The sequence below is a fragment of the Gorillibacterium timonense genome (assembly GCF_001457415.1).
GTDB classification, from domain to species: domain Bacteria; phylum Bacillota; class Bacilli; order Paenibacillales; family NBRC-103111; genus Gorillibacterium; species Gorillibacterium timonense.
In genome coordinates, this window is sequence record NZ_LN881724.1 from 1,559,895 (window position 1) to 1,577,163 (window position 17,269).

The window sequence follows — 17,269 nt, forward strand, 5'->3', positions numbered from 1 at the left end:
GAGCAACATTTGGCAGTTTTCAACATTCGGGGGGTGCAGAGGTTTGCTTCCAAGCATTAATCAGCTTCTTTACATGCAGGTCAATTCCATTGACGAAGCGGAAGCGAGTCAAGAATACAAAGCCCGAATTGCCGATATCGGGGAAGAACAGATCGCGATCGAGATCCCTCTTAACGAGAAGACGGGTAAGTTAAAGCGTCTAGTCCAAGGAGACGAGCTGTCAGCCTATTTCGTGACGGCGGACGGCTATAAGCATTATTTCACGACGGAAGTGACCGGTTTTTCAGAGGATGGCATCCGCTTGGTTCTTCTGCGCAAGCCTACTCAAGAAGAGATCACGAAGGTGCAGCGCAGAAGCTTCCTTCGGGTGGCCGCCGATCTTGAAATCTCCGTCAAGCTTCCGACCGGCCGCTTCTATGTAGGCCGAACCGATGATGTCGGTGGCGGAGGCGTATCCTTCTACTCCGATAAGGACACGGTGTTCGAGCCGGATCAAGAGGTCTCCTGCTGGCTTCTCGTTCCGCAGCGCGGCAAGATCGATCATGTCCGGTTCACCGGCGAGGTGATTCGCGAGAACATGATGGAGACGCGTAAAATCTGCATGCTGCGCTACAAATTGATCTCGGACAAGGATCGTCAGAAGATCATTCGCTTTTGTTTTGAACGTCAGATTGAATCACGCAAGTACTAACTTCGCAAGGTATTTCCGATAAGCAGCTCGGCTTTACAGCAAGGGTTTGGTTTTGGTATACTTTTTGTTGTTGGCAGGCAAGCGCCTGCTTTTTTCGTCGAGGGAACGCCATCTCTCGAGCACCTGCGCAAGCTTGCAGGCGCACGCATTATGTTTTCGGCGCGCTTGACCGGCTGGACGGATGAGGTCATAGCGGCCGATTGGGGGCTTTTCATCTTGAATCGGTTCAACATTGCTCTCGACGGGCCGGCAGGAGCAGGCAAGAGCACGGTAGCGCGTCTGGTGGCAAGCTCTTTAGGTTTCGTCTACGTCGATACCGGAGCCATGTACCGGGCCGTGACCTGGAAGGTTCTGCAGCTCGGACTTCGCCCGGACGATGCCGAGGAAGTAGCCCGGGCAACACGGGAAATGGACATCAAGCTGGCACGTTCGGATCGCGGTCAGTTGGTCTACGTCGACGGAGAAGACATAACGGATTACATACGCTCGGCGGAGATCAACAAATGCGTTTCGCTGATTGCGTCAAATCCGCAGGTTCGGGAGCTGCTTGTCGACAAGCAGAAGGCTCTGGCCGAAGGAAAAGGCGTCGTCATGGACGGACGGGACATTGGAACGAAAGTCCTTCCCGATGCCGAAGTAAAGGTATTTTTGACCGCGAGCGCAAGGCGCCGCGCAGAACGCCGGTACGCGGAAGCGGCCAGACCGGATCAGACGATTGAGGAGATGGAAGCGGAGATATCGAACCGGGACCGGATCGATTCGAGCCGCGAGGTCTCTCCACTGCGCAAAGCCGATGACGCGGTTCTTCTCGATACGACGGAGATGGAGCTTGCGGAGGTTGTGGACGCCGTCTTGTCTCTGTGTCGATCTTATGTGTAGCGGGGGAACAGTCGATGTTTTATGAATTTGCCCGAGCGGTGACGGGAGCTTACTACAGAACCCTATACCGGCTGAAAGCAAAAGGCCTGGAGAATATTCCGAAGACAGGGCCCGTGATTCTCTGCGCAAACCATATCAGCAATCATGATCCGCTGGTGGTGGCCATCTTGATGAAGCGCCAGGTCAACTTTATGGCAAAGGCGGAGCTGTTCCGCGTCCCGCTGCTCGGACCGATCATCAAGAGACTCGGAGCGTTTCCCGTGAAGCGCGGCGGAGTGAGCAAGGAATCGATCAAGCACTCCATCGATCTGCTCAAATCGGGTAAGATCATCACCATCTTTCCGGAAGGAACCCGCTCGAATGCGGGGGGAGCCGGCAAGAAGGGGGCGGCGATGCTGGCGCTTCGTTCTCAAGCGGCAGTCGTCCCCGTAGCGATTGTTGGCAGCTATGCGCCATTTCAAAAAATGACAGTCATTTACGGACCGCCCGTTGATTTGAAGGAATTTGCGGACGGGGGTTCCGACCAGCTGGAGGCAGCCACTGAAAAAATCATGGCCGTCATCCGAAACATGGTTACAACGCATGAAAAGCTGGGTAAAAATTGATTGAAGTGAATGGAAATGGTATCTTGGATCTATACTACTCATACATTATGTTTATTTTACCCATTTCGTAGCTGTTGGGTTGTTAAACGTTAGGAGGTTATCGGTTATGACGGAAGAAAACAAAGTGCAAGGAAACTCGACACCTGAAACGGGAGTAAACCCGGAAATCGTGCCTGCTGCCACCGGTGAAGAAACCGTAGCTCAAGTGGAGCCCGAAACGGTGGAAGAAGCGAATGTGACGGCGGAAACGTCGGCCCCGGAATTGGATGGGGACGCTTATAGCGTCGCGCAGCTCAAAAAAGGAACGGTCGTCCGCGGCAAAATCGTCAAGGTGGACGATGACCAAGCATTTGTCGATATCGGCTACAAGTATGACGGCGTCATCCCGATCCGCGAGCTGTCCTCGGTTCAACTGGGAAGCGCGCAGGACGCGGTTGAAGTCGGCCAAGAAGTCGAACTCAAAGTCGTTTCGCTGAATGACGAGAAGGAGAAGCTCGTTCTCTCCAAACGCGCCATCGACAGCGAGAATGCCTGGAGCGATCTTCAAGCGAAGCAAGATTCGAAGGAAATCATCGAAGCCAAGGTGGTTGACGTGGTCAAGGGTGGACTCGTCGTTGACGTAGGTCTGCGCGGCTTCATTCCGGCCTCCATGGTCGAACGCCATTTCGTTGAGGATTTCAGCGATTATAAGGGCCGCGAGCTTCGCCTGCGCGTCAAAGAGCTTGACCGCGAGAAGAACAAGGTTATCCTGTCTCAGAAGGATGTTCTTGACGAAGAGTACGAAGCCAAGAAACAAGATGTGATGGGTGGACTCACCCCCGGACAAGAAATTGAAGGAACCGTTCAACGGCTCACCCCGTTCGGCGTATTCGTCGATGTGGGCGGAGTTGACGGACTGGTACACATCTCCGAAATGTCTTGGAGCCATGTCGAGCATCCGTCTGAACTCGTTAAGGAAGGCGATCAAGTGCGCGTGAAAGTGCTCAAGGTCGATCCGGCTAACGAACGCATCAGCCTGAGCTTGAAGGCCGCTCAACCGGGCCCGTGGCAGCGCGTCAAGGAAGAATTGGAAATCGGTTCGATCGTGACCGGTACCGTGAAACGTCTTGCCAGCTTCGGCGCATTCGTTGAAGTTCTTCCGGGTGTAGAAGGTCTCGTGCACATTTCGCAAATCGCTCATCGCCATATTGGCACTCCGCATGAAGTGCTGAAGGAAGGCGAGCAAGTGAACGTGAAGATTCTGGATATCAATCCGGATGAAAAGCGCGTCAGCCTCTCCATCAAAGAAACGGAAGAAGCTCCTGCACCGGCGCCTCGTCCGGAACGCGGCGAACGCCGTGCACCGAAGGAAACGATCTCCGAGGAGTACAGCCAAGCTCTTAACCTGACGCTGGGCGAACGCTTTGGCGACAAGCTGAGCAAATTCAAATGATGGACTTGAACTAATCAGGCGGAGGTAGAGATATGCGCACTTCGCGCAAGATGGAGCACATCCGCTTAACATTGGAGCAGGAGCCGGAGGGGTCGAATGGTCTTCAAGACATTCTTCCCATTCCCGCCGGTCTGCCCGAGATGGCGCTTGCTTCCGTATCTCTCGCTACCCAATTCGGCGAACTCACCTTGAGTTCGCCGATTGTCGTTAATGCGATGACAGGCGGAGCCGAGGAGACGGTTGCCATCAACCGCTCTCTGGCAGAAGCGGCAGCGGCGAGCGGGATGGCGATGGCCGTGGGGTCTCAGATGGCGGCCTTGAAGGACCCTGCCGTTGAAGAAAGCTACCGGGTGGTGCGCAGGATTCACCAGAATGGAATCCTGTTTGCCAACCTCGGTACCGAAGCGACGGTAGAGCAGGCGAAGCGAGCCGTGGACATGCTGGAAGCGAATGCTCTGCAGCTTCATTTAAATGCGATGCAGGAGCTCGTCATGCCGGAAGGAGACCGAGATTTCAGCGGCGCCTGTCGGAGAATCGAGGCCATTGTAAAGGATGTAGGCGTTCCGGTCGTGGTCAAGGAGGTTGGCTTCGGCATGTCGCGGGAAACGGCCCGGAGGCTTATTAATCTCGGCGTCCGCATGGTGGATGTCGGGGGGCGCGGAGGTACGGATTTCGCCGCGATCGAGAATGCCCGCCGACCGGTTCCGCTCGACTGGTTGAACGGCTGGGGGCTGAAGACGAGTGTTTCCCTGCTCGAGACGGTGCCGTGTTTTCCTGCTGGGCATGTGATGGCGAGCGGAGGTTTGCGGACGAGCCTCGACATCGTCACAGCTCTTTTGCTCGGCGCAAGCGCGGCGGGAATGGCTGGAAATCTGCTGTTCATCGTCCAGCAGGAGGGAACCGAGGGGCTGATCGCGTTTCTTCGGCGCGTCGAGGAAGGAATCCGCCTGCTGATGACAGCTCTCGGAGCAAGGAGCATACCGGAGCTATGGCAGGTTCCTGCGGTCATTTCCGGCGAAACCGCCCATTGGTGCCGGGAGCGCGATGTCAACACTCGGACATTTGCGGAACGAGCCCGATAAAAACAGCAGGAAAACGATCATACTACTCTCATACACCGATACCCGAAGAGGGGGCGGAAGGGTTCCATGCATGCGGGTGCTTTGGGGTATGTATATTTGATCGCTACGCTAATCCTGTTTACGACGGGCTGGGAGAGCGTCTTAGCGGGTGGGGTGCGGCATCGCCAGGTCTATCTTTTCTGCGGTCTGGCCGCCCTCTTCTCCTTCTCGCACTTTCCTTTTACCGGCTTGACGATCCGGGGAACGGCCTTTATCCTGCTCCTCTTCGTCACCTATGATCTCCTGAGATTGAAAACGGGGCTGGAACGGGCTGTAGTTGTATCCACCGGAGTCTTTCTGGCGGCCGCCGGACATTTGACGGGGGAGTGGGCGGAGGTTACTCCTTCCATGGTGCTGACCACACCGGAGATCGACTTCTCTTTGGTGCTGGCCGGCATCCTCGGCTTGTGTCTGCGAAATCCGGATTATCAGCTCCCCGTCATGACGATCTCCTTGCTGCTGCTTGACTTGATTAATATCGTCGAGCTGCCGGTTTATGCCGAGCGAGAATGGGCGGGCCGCGCATTCTGGGACGAATGGTGGATGACGCTCTGGACAGCCCGCATCCTATCGGTAGTCACGATTCTTCACATCGGCTTATGGCGCGTAATACGCGGAAAATGGCGAATTCCACGTGAACGCGGTGCTCGCTAGTGGGAGCATGAGGTAGTCTAAAGTAGCCAAGCTAGGTCAATTTTGGTATGATGAAGCTTGCCAATTGATTGCCCCTGCTCTTCGAGCGGGTTTAGTAGGATAATCATCATGGTGTGTAATTTAATGGACAGGAGTGAACCCCATGGCAAAACCCGTTATTGCCATTGTCGGCCGCCCGAATGTGGGCAAGTCGACGATCTTCAACCGATTGGTCGGGGATCGGCTGGCCATCGTCGAAGACCGCCCGGGCATCACCCGGGATCGGCTGTACGGGACGGGGGAATGGCTGGATCGGCCATTCAGCGTCATTGATACCGGCGGCATCGAGATCGACGGAGAGGATGAAATGCTTAAGTCCATCCGCGTTCAAGCCGAGCTGGCGATCGAGGAAGCGGACGTCATCATCTTTATGGTAGACGCGAAGGCAGGGCTGACCCCTGCTGATGAAGAAGTCGGACAGCTGTTGTACCGCTCCGGCAAGCCCGTCATCGTTGCGGTCAATAAAACCGACAATATCAAGCTGCAAGAAAGCATTTACGAGTTCTACAGCCTCGGATTCGGTGATCCGATCCCGATATCCGGAGCCCACGGAATCGGCATCGGCGATCTGTTGGAGGAAACCGTCAAGCATTTTCCAGAGGAAGAGGAAGATCCTTACGGAGACGAAGTGATTCGCGTTGCGCTCATCGGACGCCCGAACGTAGGTAAATCCTCTCTGGTCAATGCGATTCTCGGCGAAGACCGAGTGATCGTAAGTCCCGTGGCCGGAACGACCCGGGATGCGATCGATTCTCCGTTTGAACGAGATGGACAGAAATTTGTCCTCATCGATACGGCAGGGATGCGCAAACGCGGCAAGGTTTATGAGAATGTCGAGAAGTACAGCGTCATGCGGGCGATGAAAGCGATCGAGCGCGCGGACGTCGTACTCGTGGTGCTGAACGGCGAGGAAGGTATCATCGAGCAGGACAAGCACATCGCGGGCTTCGCACATGAAGCCGGCAAGGCTTGCCTATTTGTGGTGAACAAATGGGACATCGTCGAGAAGGACGACAAGACGATGCAGCGGTTCACGCAGACGATTCGCGATCATTTCCTCTTCATGTCGTATGCGCCTGTCGTGTTCCTCTCCGCCAAGACGAAGCAGCGTCTGCACAAGCTGACGCCGGTCATAACAGAAGTAGCGGAACATCACGCGATGCGGATCCCCACCTCGGTGCTGAACGATGTCGTGAACGATGCGGTATCCGTAACGCCTCCCCCGACGGACAAAGGAAGAAGGCTGCGGATCAATTATGCTACTCAGGTGACGGTGAAGCCGCCGACCATCGTGCTTTTTGTCAACGATCCCGAGCTCATGCACTTCTCGTATACCCGGTTTTTGGAAAATCGGCTGCGGGAAGCCTTTAATTTCGAAGGGACGCCGCTTAGGCTCATCACGCGCAGAAAAGCGGCGGACGAATAGGAGACGGTCACCATGCAGGTTGTTGCCATTTTGATCAGTTATCTTCTCGGCTCCATCAGCTTCAGCGTACTGATCGGCAAGTTGAAGGGGATTGACATTCGCCAGCACGGGAGCGGCAATGCAGGTGCGACGAATACTTTGCGGGTTCTCGGCAAGGGACCCGGTTTTCTCGTTCTCGCATTGGACGTGATGAAGGGGATTGCGGCCGTTTGGATCGGCCGCCTCCTCGGCGGTGATCAGATCTGGATTGAAATCCTCTGCGGTCTCGCCGTCATCATCGGCCACAACTGGCCGGTGTTTTTTCGATTTAAAGGCGGCAAGGGCATCGCGTCGACCATCGGCGTTCTGGCGACCCTATGCTTTTGGCCTGCGCTGTTCGCAGGAATTTTTGCGATTCTATCGATTGCGATCACTCGTTATGTATCGCTAGGAGCGCTCATCTTCACTTTTCTAACGCCGATCTTTCTCCTGTTGTCCAATGCCGAGCCTGAGCTGATCTGGTGCAGCCTGTTGATCATGGTCTTCGCCTTTTATCGTCATCGCTCGAACATCGTACGGCTGTGGCAGAGGAAGGAAAACAAATTAGGCGCTAAACGGTAGCCATAACGGATTGCTCGGGAAAAGGAGGATGCAGATTGTCGAGGAAAGTTGCAGTATTGGTTGCAGGAAGCTGGGGAACCGCCCTGGCTTCGGTTCTGGCGGACAACGGACATGAGGTTGTCATCTGGTCCAGAAACCAGAAGCAGGTCGATGAGATCAACAACGACCATACGAACGGTAAATTCCTTCCAAAGGTCATTTTGTCCGACCGGATCCAAGCGACTTCCTCCATGCAGGAAGCACTCAAGAACGCCGAGGCTGCGGTTCTCGCGGCTCCTTCCTCCGCCATGCGTGATGTGGCTGCCCATGTTGGCCGCCATCTCGAACCGCAGACCTTGCTCATTCACGCCACAAAAGGCTTTGAGCCGGAATCGCTTAAGCGGATGACCCGGGTCATATCGGAAGAAATTCCTTCCTATGACCCGGCCCGCATCGTCGTCCTGTCCGGTCCAAGTCACGCCGAGGAAGTGATACTGCACTGCCCGACGACGGTCGTTGTGGCTGCAGAAGACACGAGCGCGGCTGAAGAGGCGCAGGATTTGTTCATGAGCGGCTATTTTCGCGTCTACACCAACCCGGATGTAACCGGAGTCGAAATCGGCGGAGCTCTGAAAAACATCATTGCCCTCGGAGTCGGCATGTCGGACGGGCTTGGCTTCGGCGACAATGCCAAAGCGGCGCTCATGACGAGGGGACTGGCTGAAATCGGCCGTCTTGGCGTGGAGTTGGAGGCGAACCCGCTGACCTTTGCCGGTCTAGCCGGGATCGGCGACCTGATCGTAACCTGCACGAGCCGGCACAGCCGGAACTGGAACGCCGGATATCTGCTCGGACAGGGCAAGCCGCTCGCAGAGGTGCTGGAGCATATGGGCATGGTCGTCGAAGGCGTGAAGACGACTCGTTCGGCATATACATTGGCTCGCTCCATGAACGTTCCCATGCCGATAACGGATGCGCTTTACGCCGTTTTATTTGAAGCCAAAAACCCGAAGGAAGCGGTGGAGGATCTGATGGGACGTGTCCGCAAGCATGAGATCGAAGAAGTTGCCCAAGCTGCCGCATCCAACTGGATTCAAGGCGAGGATACCTAAAACCTCGCATTCCTAGCCCACACGAGCGGAGGAAACAGCTCATACCATACCATAGTCGGTCGACTACGGAGGAGGTAGGGGCATGGGCAAGAACGTTTCCAAAGACGTGCTGAACCTGGTGAAGAATAAAACGGGCAAAAGCGTCACGGAAAAGGATATCAAATCGATAGCGGATGGCGTAACGCCGAGCACGACTCAAGACGAGCAGCAGCTGCGCAAGCTGATTAAGCAAGTATCGGCCATGGTGAATGTTCCCGTGTCGGAGGAAACGACGAAGGAAATCATTCAGGCTGTCAAAGGAACGGGCGGAAAAATGAATTTGGGCCTTGATTCCTTGATGAAGATCCTTGCAAAGAAAAAATAACGCAGCTCTGTGCGGTTCGACCGGACTCCCCTGGGAGCCGGTTCTTTTTCAATGACGAGTGGGACAGGCATCCCCGTTCCTTTGGAGGAAGCTTTCTCTCACGGAAAACCGTTCTATAGAAAGGAAAACCGCATATGACGATGCATCGTGTGCATTTCGAACCGATGGATGTGGTAGTGGAGGTCCGTCCCGGGACCTCCTTGTTGGAAGCGGCACGCAAGGGCAATGTTACCATTCGAACGCGCTGTGCGGGTGTCGCCGGCTGTCTCATGTGCAAGGTAACGGCGGAGGATCAAAGCGGCCTGTCCCCGCTCGGCAGGGCGGAGCAGCAAAAGCTAGGCTCCCAGACGAGCCGCGGTATTCGACTCGCTTGTCAGGCTCGTGTTCAAGGAGATGTCACGGTCCAAGTTCCGGAGGATCCGCTGAAAGCGGCGATCCGCGCTCAACTGGCCAAGCAGAAGGAAGAAGACACCCTCTGGTAATTCTTTGGTGAGTCTCTGTTGATACTTTGGCGAGTCTCTGGCGGAATCGATTGCCAGATTGAAAGAGTTGCCTAGCATGTATAATGAAAACCTGTTCGCCTTCCATTCTCCTTAGGAGGAAGGTAACAGGTTTTTTTGTTGTTCAATTTAAGCCGCTTGAGGGAATTGGCTTTCTTTTGCCGAACTCCTCTCCGTCTTCCGCCGGATTCTATAAGCCGAGTTTCAGATTTGCTGGCATATTCTATGAACAGGCACATATATTTTTACCAGTATAAAGGATTGTACGAGTGTGGTCGCGTGACGAGCCGTCCCATGGAACCGTTCCATGGCCGAAGTCATTCCCGCTTCGGACCGGTTCTTACCTTATGGTTCGCAGGCTTCCGCTTGCTTCGTTACATCAACCTGTAGGAGGAGATCTCAATTGGAGAAAGTTGATATCTTTAAGGACATCGCAGAACGAACCGGCGGGGATATCTACCTGGGGGTCGTGGGGGCCGTACGCACCGGCAAATCCACCTTCATCAAACGCTTCATGGAAGCGGGAGTGCTGCCGAACATCCGGAATGAAGCGGACCGGCTCCGTGCCATCGATGAACTGCCCCAAAGTGCGGCTGGACGAACTATCATGACAACCGAACCGAAATTCGTACCGAACAACGCGGTACAGATCACGGTTGCCGAAGGGCTGAACGTGAATGTCCGGCTGGTGGATTGCGTTGGATACGCAGTAGAAGGCGCTAAGGGGTACGAGGACGAGAACGGTCCGCGGATGATCAATACCCCTTGGTTTGAGGAGCCGATTCCTTTCGAGGAGGCGGCCGAGATTGGAACCCGCAAGGTGATTCAAGAGCATTCCACCTTGGGAGTCGTGGTGACGACAGACGGAACGATCTCCGAAATTCCCCGCTCCTCTTACGTTCTCGCCGAAGAACGGGTTGTAGCCGAATTGAAGGAGGTTGGCAAACCGTTCATTCTGATCATCAACTCCGCTAAGCCGAACGGCGAAGCCGCCCAGGAGCTGCGAGGCGAGCTGTCCGCCAAATACGACATCCCCGTTATGGCGCTGAGCGCCGCCACGATGGGCGAGGATGAAGTTATGTCGGTTCTGCGCGAGGTCCTGTATGAATTCCCGGTTCATGAAGTAAACGTCAACCTGCCGAGCTGGGTGATGGTGCTGAAGGAGAATCACTGGCTGCGCAACAGCTTTGAAAACTCCGTGCGCGACACCGTCCAGGATATCCGCCGCCTCCGCGATGTGGATCGCGTAGTCAGCCACTTCTCGGCGTACGACTTCATTGACCGGGCAGCCCTCGCGGATATGAACATGGGGCAGGGGGTAGCGGAAATCGATTTGTATGCCCCGGATGAGCTCTACGATCAGATCCTGATGGAAGTGGTCGGTGTTGAAATCCGCGGCAAGGACCATCTGCTGCAGCTCATGCAGGAGTTCACCCATGCCAAGCGCGAGTACGACCAATTCGCCGAAGCGCTGGAGATGGTCAAGACGACGGGCTACGGCATCGCTCCGCCGACGCTGGCGGAGATGGCGCTCGATGAGCCTGAGCTGATCCGCCAAGGCCCACGGTTCGGGGTGAAACTGAAGGCGACCGCCCCTTCGATTCATATGATCCGCGTTGATGTGGAGTCGGAATTCTCCCCGATCATCGGAACCGAAAAGCAAAGCGAGGAACTGGTGCGCTACCTCATGCAGGATTTTGAGGAAAATCCGCTTAAAATTTGGGATTCCGATATCTTCGGGCGTTCGCTTCACTCCATCGTCCGGGAAGGCATCCAGGGCAAGCTCGCGATGATGCCGGACAACGCCCGCTACAAGCTGCAGGAAACGCTCGGACGAATCATCAATGAAGGCTCCGGCGGTCTCATCGCCATCATCCTATAAAATAGCTTTGTTACTGGCTCTGCGGCTCAGGCTGCAGAGCTTGTTTGTTTAGACGCAGGATGGAGAGCATTTTTCATCACATGCAAGTTCGTTGCTCATGGGTATGGTTTTACAAAATCAGTTAGAGCTCGTTGATTTAACTAAAGTTATTTCGGCTTGACGGATGGACTCCGGGAGAGTCTATGATCCTTTTTCCACGCACTTGCCTCTTCGGGAGTACAAAAGATTGATCAAAAGGAAAAAGCTGGGCGGTTAAGGCCATTTTGGGAAGGTGGACACTTGAAATTGCCTCGGTGGTGTATTACTATAAATTTGTTCCTAAAAGCGAGGCTTATTAAGGAATTTTCGCGGATTTACGTATATTTAGTTACGAAAACGTGAAGACAGATTGATAGGTACTTCTTCATCCTTAAGGAGGTGAATGACATGAATAAAACGGATTTGATCACGAAAGTCGCGGAATCGTCCGAGCTGTCCAAAAAAGACGCTACCAAGGCGGTAGAAGCCGTATTCGAAGCCATCACGGAAGCTCTTCAAGCTGGTGACAAGGTTCAACTCGTCGGCTTCGGTAACTTTGAAGTTCGTGAACGTTCCGCCCGCAAAGGTCGCAACCCGCAAACCGGGGAAGAAATCGATATCGAAGCGAGCAAGGTCGCATCCTTCAAAGCTGGCAAGACGCTGAGAGAGGGCCTTCGTTAATCTCTTTCGGATCGAAGCAGGTTCGGATCAACTTCGGTCATACATACGTTGACTATCGTTATCGAACCTTCATTCATCACCACCCAAAAAACCGTGCGGCTCTTCGGAGCGCACGTTTTTTTATCAAAGGGGGGAGAAGAAATAGCTGTTGACATACGTGCGTCGATGTTATAAACTCTTTCTTGCGGCCCAAAAAGGCAGCGAATTCAGAGTGTCGGGGTATAGCGCAGTCTGGTAGCGCGCACCCTTGGGGTGGGTGAGGTCGCACGTTCAAATCGTGTTACTCCGACCATGAGAAGGACATCGTCATGACGATGTCCTTTTCCTATTTTTATGAACGCCAGCGGGTTTGACTTCCAGCCTGTTTTCCCTCATGATGAAGGCTGAGAACGATGAGGAAGAGGGCGAACCGGAAGTGGAACCGAAGGAATTTGAATATGTCGTGATCAAGGCCAAAGAAAATGGCGTTCATGTCATCGGCCTGACGCGCGGGCAGGATACTCGCTTTCATCACACGGAGAAGCTGGACAAGGGCGAAGTGATGATCGCCCAGTTCACCGAGCATACTTCTGCCATTAAGGTTCGCGGAAAGGCGACCATTCTTACACGTCACGGGACAGTCGAATCGAACGATTGACAAAAAAGCGGAATAGCCCGCTTTTTTTGTTTGTACAATGAGGTAAAACGTTTTTTCGGGAGTGAATCCTCATGAATGGGATTACCCGGTTTGCCATCATAACCCTTCTATCTGCGGCGATCGGAATCGGATTATCCATGCTGCCCCGTATCGATTCGGAGAGCGAAAGCCGTCCTGCATCCGCTGGAACAGAGGCAACTTCACGCTATTTGTCCTCCTCCAATCTCGTCGATCATCTCGAAGCCTTGCCGTTCTATCTCAACTTGCGCCATGTTGCTTGGGAAGCGCCGATGCTGACTGTCGATTTCAATGCTCCTTCTGCAGTCGATGTAGCGGCGGTCTATTCGGACCTGTATCGCTTGATCCGCCACGGCTTGGAGGATACGACCAATGTAGAAGAGGTGCGCATTCGAGTCTATGGCAAGAAGCTCGGATCGTCCGCTCAAGCGCCTCTCCTGCTCGCGGCCGATGCCCGCAGGGAGGACGAAATTCGTTTTAGCAAGAAGCAGGTTGGGAGTACGGAGCAGCTCAAACGGTTTCTTGAAACGCGCTGCAGGCTGACGGAAACGGAACGCTGGCGCAGCATGCTGTCGGACTGAGGAGGGCCTGCCGAAAGGGGCTCATCTCGCTTCGAAAGTGCGATTCCTTTCGCATTATGTTATAATTATGTGTCGGAACTGAGAACGAATTTGTGGCGACGCCCGGAGGAGCAGGATGACCATTACCCACATCGAAAAGCAGGTTAAACGCTACACCGAATACGATGTCATTCAGACCTATACGGATCTGCCGGATTTTCCGGAGTTTCGTGTTCGGCTCCTGTACGCCTTTCTAAATGAAACGGACCTCGCTTCCAAGAACAGCGAGCTGTACTCCCTGGTAACCGCCATCGTTCAGATGGGGCTGGATACGCATGACCAAGTGCCGGAGCATAATACCGCCAAGACGAAGCCCGAAGCCCGTTCCAGGCAGCTCAAGGTGCTCGCCGGCGATTATTTCAGCTCGCGCTACTACAACCTGCTTGCCGAGGCAGGAGAAGTCACAGCCGTACGCCTGCTGGCTGCATCCGTCTGCGAAATCAATCGGCTGAAGCTCAATTTCTATACCGGAATCAAGCAGATGAAGATTACAGCGGAAGACTACATACACGACCTGGTTCAGATCAAATCCCACATGTTCCTGTCTCTAGCCGGATTGCTACCCGAGTGGGCGAAGCGCGCCATGACTGATCTTGTACACGGGGTAGCCCGATTTGAAGTGCTGAATGCCGAAATGAACCGGCTAAAGGACGACAAGGACATCCCGGAAAGCTGGGCGTATTGGCATATCCTCGACCACGGCAGCCGAGAGGACCGGAAACTGTTGAAAAATGGGGGGGCAGATTCATCCAAGCTGCGCTCGCTGCTCTTGAAATACAAAGCGGGTGCACAGCTTCAGCGGATGCTGGAGGAGCAGCTGGAACAGCTATCGGCGAAGCTGCGCGAGCTGAGCTCCGAACGCTTGCTTCAGGAGCTGCAGCCCTTGACTGATGTACTGAACCGGTACATCGGCAAGCCCCGAATTCTGGAGGAACGTTGAGGTGAACGCTTTGAAGCCCGTTAAGCCCAAAGAAGAGTTTGTACATTCCGTATTTGAGAGCATCGCTCCTAAGTATGATCGGATGAATGATATCCTGAGCTTTCAGCGCCACCGCTATTGGCGCAAATTCACGATGGACAAGCTGGCGATCCACCCGGGAGCTTCCGCTCTCGACTTGTGCTGCGGAACCTGCGATTGGACCATTTCCCTTGCGGAAGCGAGCGGAACCGGGCGCATCGTTGGCCTTGATTTCAGTCAAAACATGCTCGATATCGGGCAGGAAAAGGTGCGGGAAGCAGGCTTGTCCGATCGGATTGAGCTGATTCAAGGCAATGCGATGCAGCTTCCTTTCGCAGACAACCTGTTTGATCTCGTGACGATCGGCTTCGGCCTGCGAAATGTCCCGGATATCGAGCAGGTGCTGCTGGAGATGCAGCGAGTGGTGAAGCCGGGAGGCCGCGTCGTCTGCCTGGAATTGTCCAAACCGACCTGGCAGCCGTTCAAAGCCCTCTATTATTTCTACTTCCGTAAAGTGCTGCCGCTGCTCGGCAAGCTGATTGCCAAGCGTTATGAGGAATACAGGTGGCTTCCCGAATCGTTGATTCAATTTCCCGATCACCGCGAGCTGGCGGCTATGTTCCGCGGAACCGGACTGGTGCAAGTGGAAGCCTATCCGCTGACAGGCGGAATAGCCGCTCTGCACATCGGTGCCAAGAATCAATCGAAATAGAATCCGTAGATCCGAGGGACCTTCATGCTGAGAAAGTTTAAGATTTTTCTGGAAATGATCAAATTTGAACATACCCTGTTCGCCTTGCCCTTTGCTTATATGGGCGCCGTTCTCGGTTCGGTTGTCATGCTGGGAAGACTGCCCTCCTGGCCGGAGATCGGCTGGATCACCTTGGCGATGGTCGGGGCGCGCAGCGCCGCGATGGGGCTCAATCGGATCATCGACCGGACCATCGACAAGAAGAATCCCCGAACCGCAGGAAGAGCGATCCCGGCCGGGCTGCTCTCCTTCAAGGAAGTGATGATTTTCGTCGTCGGTTCCTTTGCCCTTCTGTTCTTGGCTACGAGCCATCTCAGTCCGTTAGCCGTCAAGCTTCTGCCAGTAGCGGTGTTCATGCTGGTCGCTTATTCTTATACGAAACGAATCACCTGGCTGTGTCATTTGTTTCTTGGGCTCACCATTGCGTTGGCACCGGCGGGAGGCTGGTTAGCGGTAACGGGGCAGGGAAGCTGGACTTCGCTTATCTTTTATCTCTCCATCGCATTGTGGACGACGGGCTTCGATATTATCTACGCCTGCCAGGACGTCGACTTCGACCTCAAGGAAGGACTGAAATCGATCCCGGCTCGCTTCGGGGTCAGGAAATCGCTTTGGATCGCAAAGGTTTGTCATTTTCTCACAGCGATCGGTCTCACGAGCCTCTTTTTCTTGGCTGACTTAAGCTGGTGGTATTTTGCGGGGATTCTCATCTCCTATGGAATTCTTTTTTACGAGCACGCGATTGTTAACGAAAACGATCTCTCTCGGGCGAACACGGCCTTCTTTACCATGAATGGCGCTCTCAGCTGCGTGGTGTTCGCCTTCACTCTGGTGGATACGGCGGTCCGATACCTATGAGCAAGCGATGGGTTGTCGGAATGACGGGGGCCAGTGGGGCCATCTATGGGGTCAAGCTTGTGCGTTATCTGCTTCAAGCGGATTACACGGTTCACTTGGTCGTGACGGACGCCGGCTGGCGGGTGCTGCATGACGAGTTGGGCTGGAACGCGGCAAAGCGAAAGGAAACCTTGAACGGACAGTTCTCGGAGGGATATGCCAATCTGGTTTATCATCCCATTCAGGATATCGGGGCGAGCATTGCGAGCGGTTCTTTCCGTACGGAAGGTATGGTCGTGCTTCCCTGCTCCATGGGTACGCTCTCGGGTATCGCTCACGGTGCCTCCGGGAATTTGCTGGAACGGGCGGCCGATGTTATGCTGAAGGAAAACCGCAAGCTGCTCCTCGTTCCGAGAGAAACGCCCTTATCCGTCATTCATTTGGAAAATATGCTTCGTCTCGCCCGGCTTGGGGTGGCGATCATACCGGCGATGCCGGCTTTTTATCAGCAGCCGTCTTCTCTCGAAGAACTGACCGATTTCATGGTCGGTCGGGTTCTGGATTCGATGAAGATCGAACATGACTTATACCGAAGATGGGGAGAGGCTTAGCGATGACACAGACCTTGCGGATCGGTAGGATTCTCTACACCAATGTCTGGCCGATCTTTCACCATTTTCCCGCAGATCGCTTTGCGGGCCGCATCGAATTGCACACCGAGGTGCCTTCCACCTTGAACCGCGCGATGGCGGAGGGCCGCATCGACATGGGGCCGATCTCTTCATTCGCGTATGGGGAGCATGCTGAGGAATACTTGTTGTTTCCGGATTTATCCGTAAGCGCCTTCGGCCGGGTGAACTCCATTCTGCTCTTCCATAAGAAGCCTCTTACGGAGATCGCAGCGGGAGGCCGGATCATGCTGGCGAATACGTCCGCTGCATCGGTCAATCTTCTCAAAATCCTGATGGCCAAACGCTTCGCAGGAAATCCCGTCTACCGGTTTGACGAAGCGCGGCTGTCGAGCATGCGTCCAGACGAGGATGCCGCTCTCTTAATCGGGGACGACGCTATACGAGCGGACTGGAGCAACTCGGATTTTGAGGTTACCGATCTCGGTGAGCTGTGGAGGGAGTGGACCGGCAGGTGGATGTCCTTCGCGGTTTGGGCCGTGCGCGAAGATGCCGCAGAGCGTCACCCAGAGCTGCTCTCGGATGTGTACCGCGCTTTTCTTGAGAGCAAGCGTCAAGGCCTTGCACAACCGGAAGAGATGATCCGGCATGCCGTCCAAACCGTCGGGGGCAGCGAAGCGTATTGGCGCTCCTACTTTGGCGGGCTCTCCTTCGATTTTGGAGAGGAACAAAGAAAGGGCCTGCAGCTGTATTATGACTTCGCGTATGAACTCGGGCTGCTTAACCGCCCCGCCGCCATCCGCTTATGGCAAGACATTCCGTCCTACAGGTGAATC

Annotated in this window: 20 protein-coding genes and 1 tRNA gene; all 21 read left to right on the top strand. The window is 54.6% G+C overall.

What is annotated here, in order from left to right; all coding sequences use genetic code 11:
- Positions 1-43: 43 nt before the first annotated feature.
- The 21 genes from BN2684_RS19705 (at position 44) to BN2684_RS19805 (ending at position 17,266) form a co-directional block, all read left to right on the top strand.
- Complete coding sequence (locus tag BN2684_RS19705; RefSeq protein ID WP_234340283.1) at positions 44-691, top strand: flagellar brake protein; 648 nt, start codon at positions 44-46, stop codon at positions 689-691.
- A 216-nt stretch (positions 692-907) separates the two neighbouring features.
- Positions 908-1,570, top strand: a complete 663-nt coding sequence (gene cmk, locus BN2684_RS19710; RefSeq protein ID WP_058304644.1) for a (d)CMP kinase — start codon at positions 908-910, stop codon at positions 1,568-1,570.
- 14 nt (positions 1,571-1,584) lie between these two features.
- A complete protein-coding gene (locus tag BN2684_RS19715; RefSeq protein WP_058303813.1) occupies positions 1,585-2,175 on the top strand; it encodes a lysophospholipid acyltransferase family protein in 591 nt (196 codons plus the stop codon).
- 106 nt (positions 2,176-2,281) lie between these two features.
- On the top strand, positions 2,282-3,607 hold the full coding sequence (gene rpsA / locus BN2684_RS19720; RefSeq protein ID WP_082652089.1) for a 30S ribosomal protein S1: 1,326 nt from the start codon (positions 2,282-2,284) through the stop codon (positions 3,605-3,607).
- A 32-nt stretch (positions 3,608-3,639) separates the two neighbouring features.
- The gene (fni, locus tag BN2684_RS19725) at positions 3,640-4,689 is read left to right on the top strand and encodes a type 2 isopentenyl-diphosphate Delta-isomerase (protein WP_058303814.1); all 1,050 of its coding nucleotides are present in this window, start codon (positions 3,640-3,642) and stop codon (positions 4,687-4,689) included.
- Positions 4,690-4,755: 66 nt separating this feature from the next.
- Positions 4,756-5,382 (top strand): hypothetical protein, encoded by a 627-nt coding sequence (locus tag BN2684_RS19730; RefSeq protein WP_058303815.1) that lies wholly within the window; start codon positions 4,756-4,758, stop codon positions 5,380-5,382.
- Positions 5,383-5,524: 142 nt separating this feature from the next.
- A complete protein-coding gene (gene der, locus BN2684_RS19735; RefSeq protein ID WP_058303816.1) occupies positions 5,525-6,847 on the top strand; it encodes a ribosome biogenesis GTPase Der in 1,323 nt (440 codons plus the stop codon).
- Positions 6,848-6,859: 12 nt separating this feature from the next.
- Positions 6,860-7,447 carry a glycerol-3-phosphate 1-O-acyltransferase PlsY gene (plsY, locus tag BN2684_RS19740; protein ID WP_058303817.1) on the top strand — a complete coding sequence of 196 codons (588 nt, stop codon included), beginning with the start codon at positions 6,860-6,862 and terminating at the stop codon, positions 7,445-7,447.
- A gap of 35 nt (positions 7,448-7,482) precedes the next feature.
- Complete coding sequence (locus BN2684_RS19745; protein WP_058303818.1) at positions 7,483-8,538, top strand: NAD(P)H-dependent glycerol-3-phosphate dehydrogenase; 1,056 nt, start codon at positions 7,483-7,485, stop codon at positions 8,536-8,538.
- 82 nt (positions 8,539-8,620) lie between these two features.
- A complete protein-coding gene (locus BN2684_RS19750; protein WP_058303819.1) occupies positions 8,621-8,902 on the top strand; it encodes a stage VI sporulation protein F in 282 nt (93 codons plus the stop codon).
- A gap of 134 nt (positions 8,903-9,036) precedes the next feature.
- Positions 9,037-9,384, top strand: a complete 348-nt coding sequence (locus BN2684_RS19755; protein WP_058303820.1) for a 2Fe-2S iron-sulfur cluster-binding protein — start codon at positions 9,037-9,039, stop codon at positions 9,382-9,384.
- 421 nt (positions 9,385-9,805) lie between these two features.
- Complete coding sequence (gene spoIVA / locus BN2684_RS19760; RefSeq protein WP_058303821.1) at positions 9,806-11,284, top strand: stage IV sporulation protein A; 1,479 nt, start codon at positions 9,806-9,808, stop codon at positions 11,282-11,284.
- A 426-nt stretch (positions 11,285-11,710) separates the two neighbouring features.
- Positions 11,711-11,983: an HU family DNA-binding protein gene (locus BN2684_RS19765; protein WP_058303822.1), complete on the top strand. Its 273-nt coding sequence runs from the start codon at positions 11,711-11,713 to the stop codon at positions 11,981-11,983.
- Positions 11,984-12,198: 215 nt separating this feature from the next.
- Positions 12,199-12,275: transfer RNA gene (locus BN2684_RS19770), tRNA-Pro, on the top strand.
- Positions 12,276-12,359: 84 nt separating this feature from the next.
- A complete protein-coding gene (gene mtrB, locus BN2684_RS19775) occupies positions 12,360-12,620 on the top strand; it encodes a trp RNA-binding attenuation protein MtrB (RefSeq protein WP_187385803.1) in 261 nt (86 codons plus the stop codon).
- Positions 12,621-12,691: 71 nt separating this feature from the next.
- Entirely contained in the window at positions 12,692-13,219 is a 528-nt protein-coding gene (locus tag BN2684_RS19780) for a hypothetical protein (protein ID WP_058303823.1), read from the top strand.
- 115 nt (positions 13,220-13,334) lie between these two features.
- Positions 13,335-14,198, top strand: a complete 864-nt coding sequence (locus BN2684_RS19785) for a heptaprenyl diphosphate synthase component 1 (RefSeq protein ID WP_058303824.1) — start codon at positions 13,335-13,337, stop codon at positions 14,196-14,198.
- Positions 14,199-14,208: 10 nt separating this feature from the next.
- A complete protein-coding gene (locus BN2684_RS19790; RefSeq protein ID WP_082652196.1) occupies positions 14,209-14,928 on the top strand; it encodes a demethylmenaquinone methyltransferase in 720 nt (239 codons plus the stop codon).
- Between the two features lie 24 nt (positions 14,929-14,952).
- On the top strand, positions 14,953-15,825 hold the full coding sequence (locus BN2684_RS19795) for a UbiA-like polyprenyltransferase (RefSeq protein ID WP_058303826.1): 873 nt from the start codon (positions 14,953-14,955) through the stop codon (positions 15,823-15,825).
- Positions 15,822-16,415 (top strand): UbiX family flavin prenyltransferase, encoded by a 594-nt coding sequence (locus tag BN2684_RS19800; RefSeq protein WP_058303827.1) that lies wholly within the window; start codon positions 15,822-15,824, stop codon positions 16,413-16,415. The genes BN2684_RS19795 and BN2684_RS19800 overlap by 4 nt, the downstream gene beginning before the upstream one ends.
- A 2-nt stretch (positions 16,416-16,417) precedes the next feature.
- Positions 16,418-17,266: a menaquinone biosynthetic enzyme MqnA/MqnD family protein gene (locus BN2684_RS19805; protein WP_058303828.1), complete on the top strand. Its 849-nt coding sequence runs from the start codon at positions 16,418-16,420 to the stop codon at positions 17,264-17,266.
- Positions 17,267-17,269: the final 3 nt, after the last annotated feature.

What these genes read in the sequence shown, in the direction of transcription:
- BN2684_RS19715 (WP_058303813.1), top strand. Translation starts at nt 1,585, where the DNA reads ATGTTTTATGAATTTGCCCGAGCGGTGACGGGAGCTTACTACAGAACC.
- rpsA (WP_082652089.1), top strand. Translation starts at nt 2,282, where the DNA reads ATGACGGAAGAAAACAAAGTGCAAGGAAACTCGACACCTGAAACGGGA.
- fni (WP_058303814.1), top strand. Translation starts at nt 3,640, where the DNA reads ATGCGCACTTCGCGCAAGATGGAGCACATCCGCTTAACATTGGAGCAG.
- BN2684_RS19730 (WP_058303815.1), top strand. Translation starts at nt 4,756, where the DNA reads ATGCATGCGGGTGCTTTGGGGTATGTATATTTGATCGCTACGCTAATC.
- der (WP_058303816.1), top strand. Translation starts at nt 5,525, where the DNA reads ATGGCAAAACCCGTTATTGCCATTGTCGGCCGCCCGAATGTGGGCAAG.
- plsY (WP_058303817.1), top strand. Translation starts at nt 6,860, where the DNA reads ATGCAGGTTGTTGCCATTTTGATCAGTTATCTTCTCGGCTCCATCAGC.
- BN2684_RS19750 (WP_058303819.1), top strand. Translation starts at nt 8,621, where the DNA reads ATGGGCAAGAACGTTTCCAAAGACGTGCTGAACCTGGTGAAGAATAAA.
- BN2684_RS19755 (WP_058303820.1), top strand. Translation starts at nt 9,037, where the DNA reads ATGACGATGCATCGTGTGCATTTCGAACCGATGGATGTGGTAGTGGAG.
- BN2684_RS19765 (WP_058303822.1), top strand. Translation starts at nt 11,711, where the DNA reads ATGAATAAAACGGATTTGATCACGAAAGTCGCGGAATCGTCCGAGCTG.
- mtrB (WP_187385803.1), top strand. Translation starts at nt 12,360, where the DNA reads ATGAAGGCTGAGAACGATGAGGAAGAGGGCGAACCGGAAGTGGAACCG.
- BN2684_RS19780 (WP_058303823.1), top strand. Translation starts at nt 12,692, where the DNA reads ATGAATGGGATTACCCGGTTTGCCATCATAACCCTTCTATCTGCGGCG.
- BN2684_RS19785 (WP_058303824.1), top strand. Translation starts at nt 13,335, where the DNA reads ATGACCATTACCCACATCGAAAAGCAGGTTAAACGCTACACCGAATAC.
- BN2684_RS19795 (WP_058303826.1), top strand. Translation starts at nt 14,953, where the DNA reads ATGCTGAGAAAGTTTAAGATTTTTCTGGAAATGATCAAATTTGAACAT.
- BN2684_RS19800 (WP_058303827.1), top strand. Translation starts at nt 15,822, where the DNA reads ATGAGCAAGCGATGGGTTGTCGGAATGACGGGGGCCAGTGGGGCCATC.
- BN2684_RS19805 (WP_058303828.1), top strand. Translation starts at nt 16,418, where the DNA reads ATGACACAGACCTTGCGGATCGGTAGGATTCTCTACACCAATGTCTGG.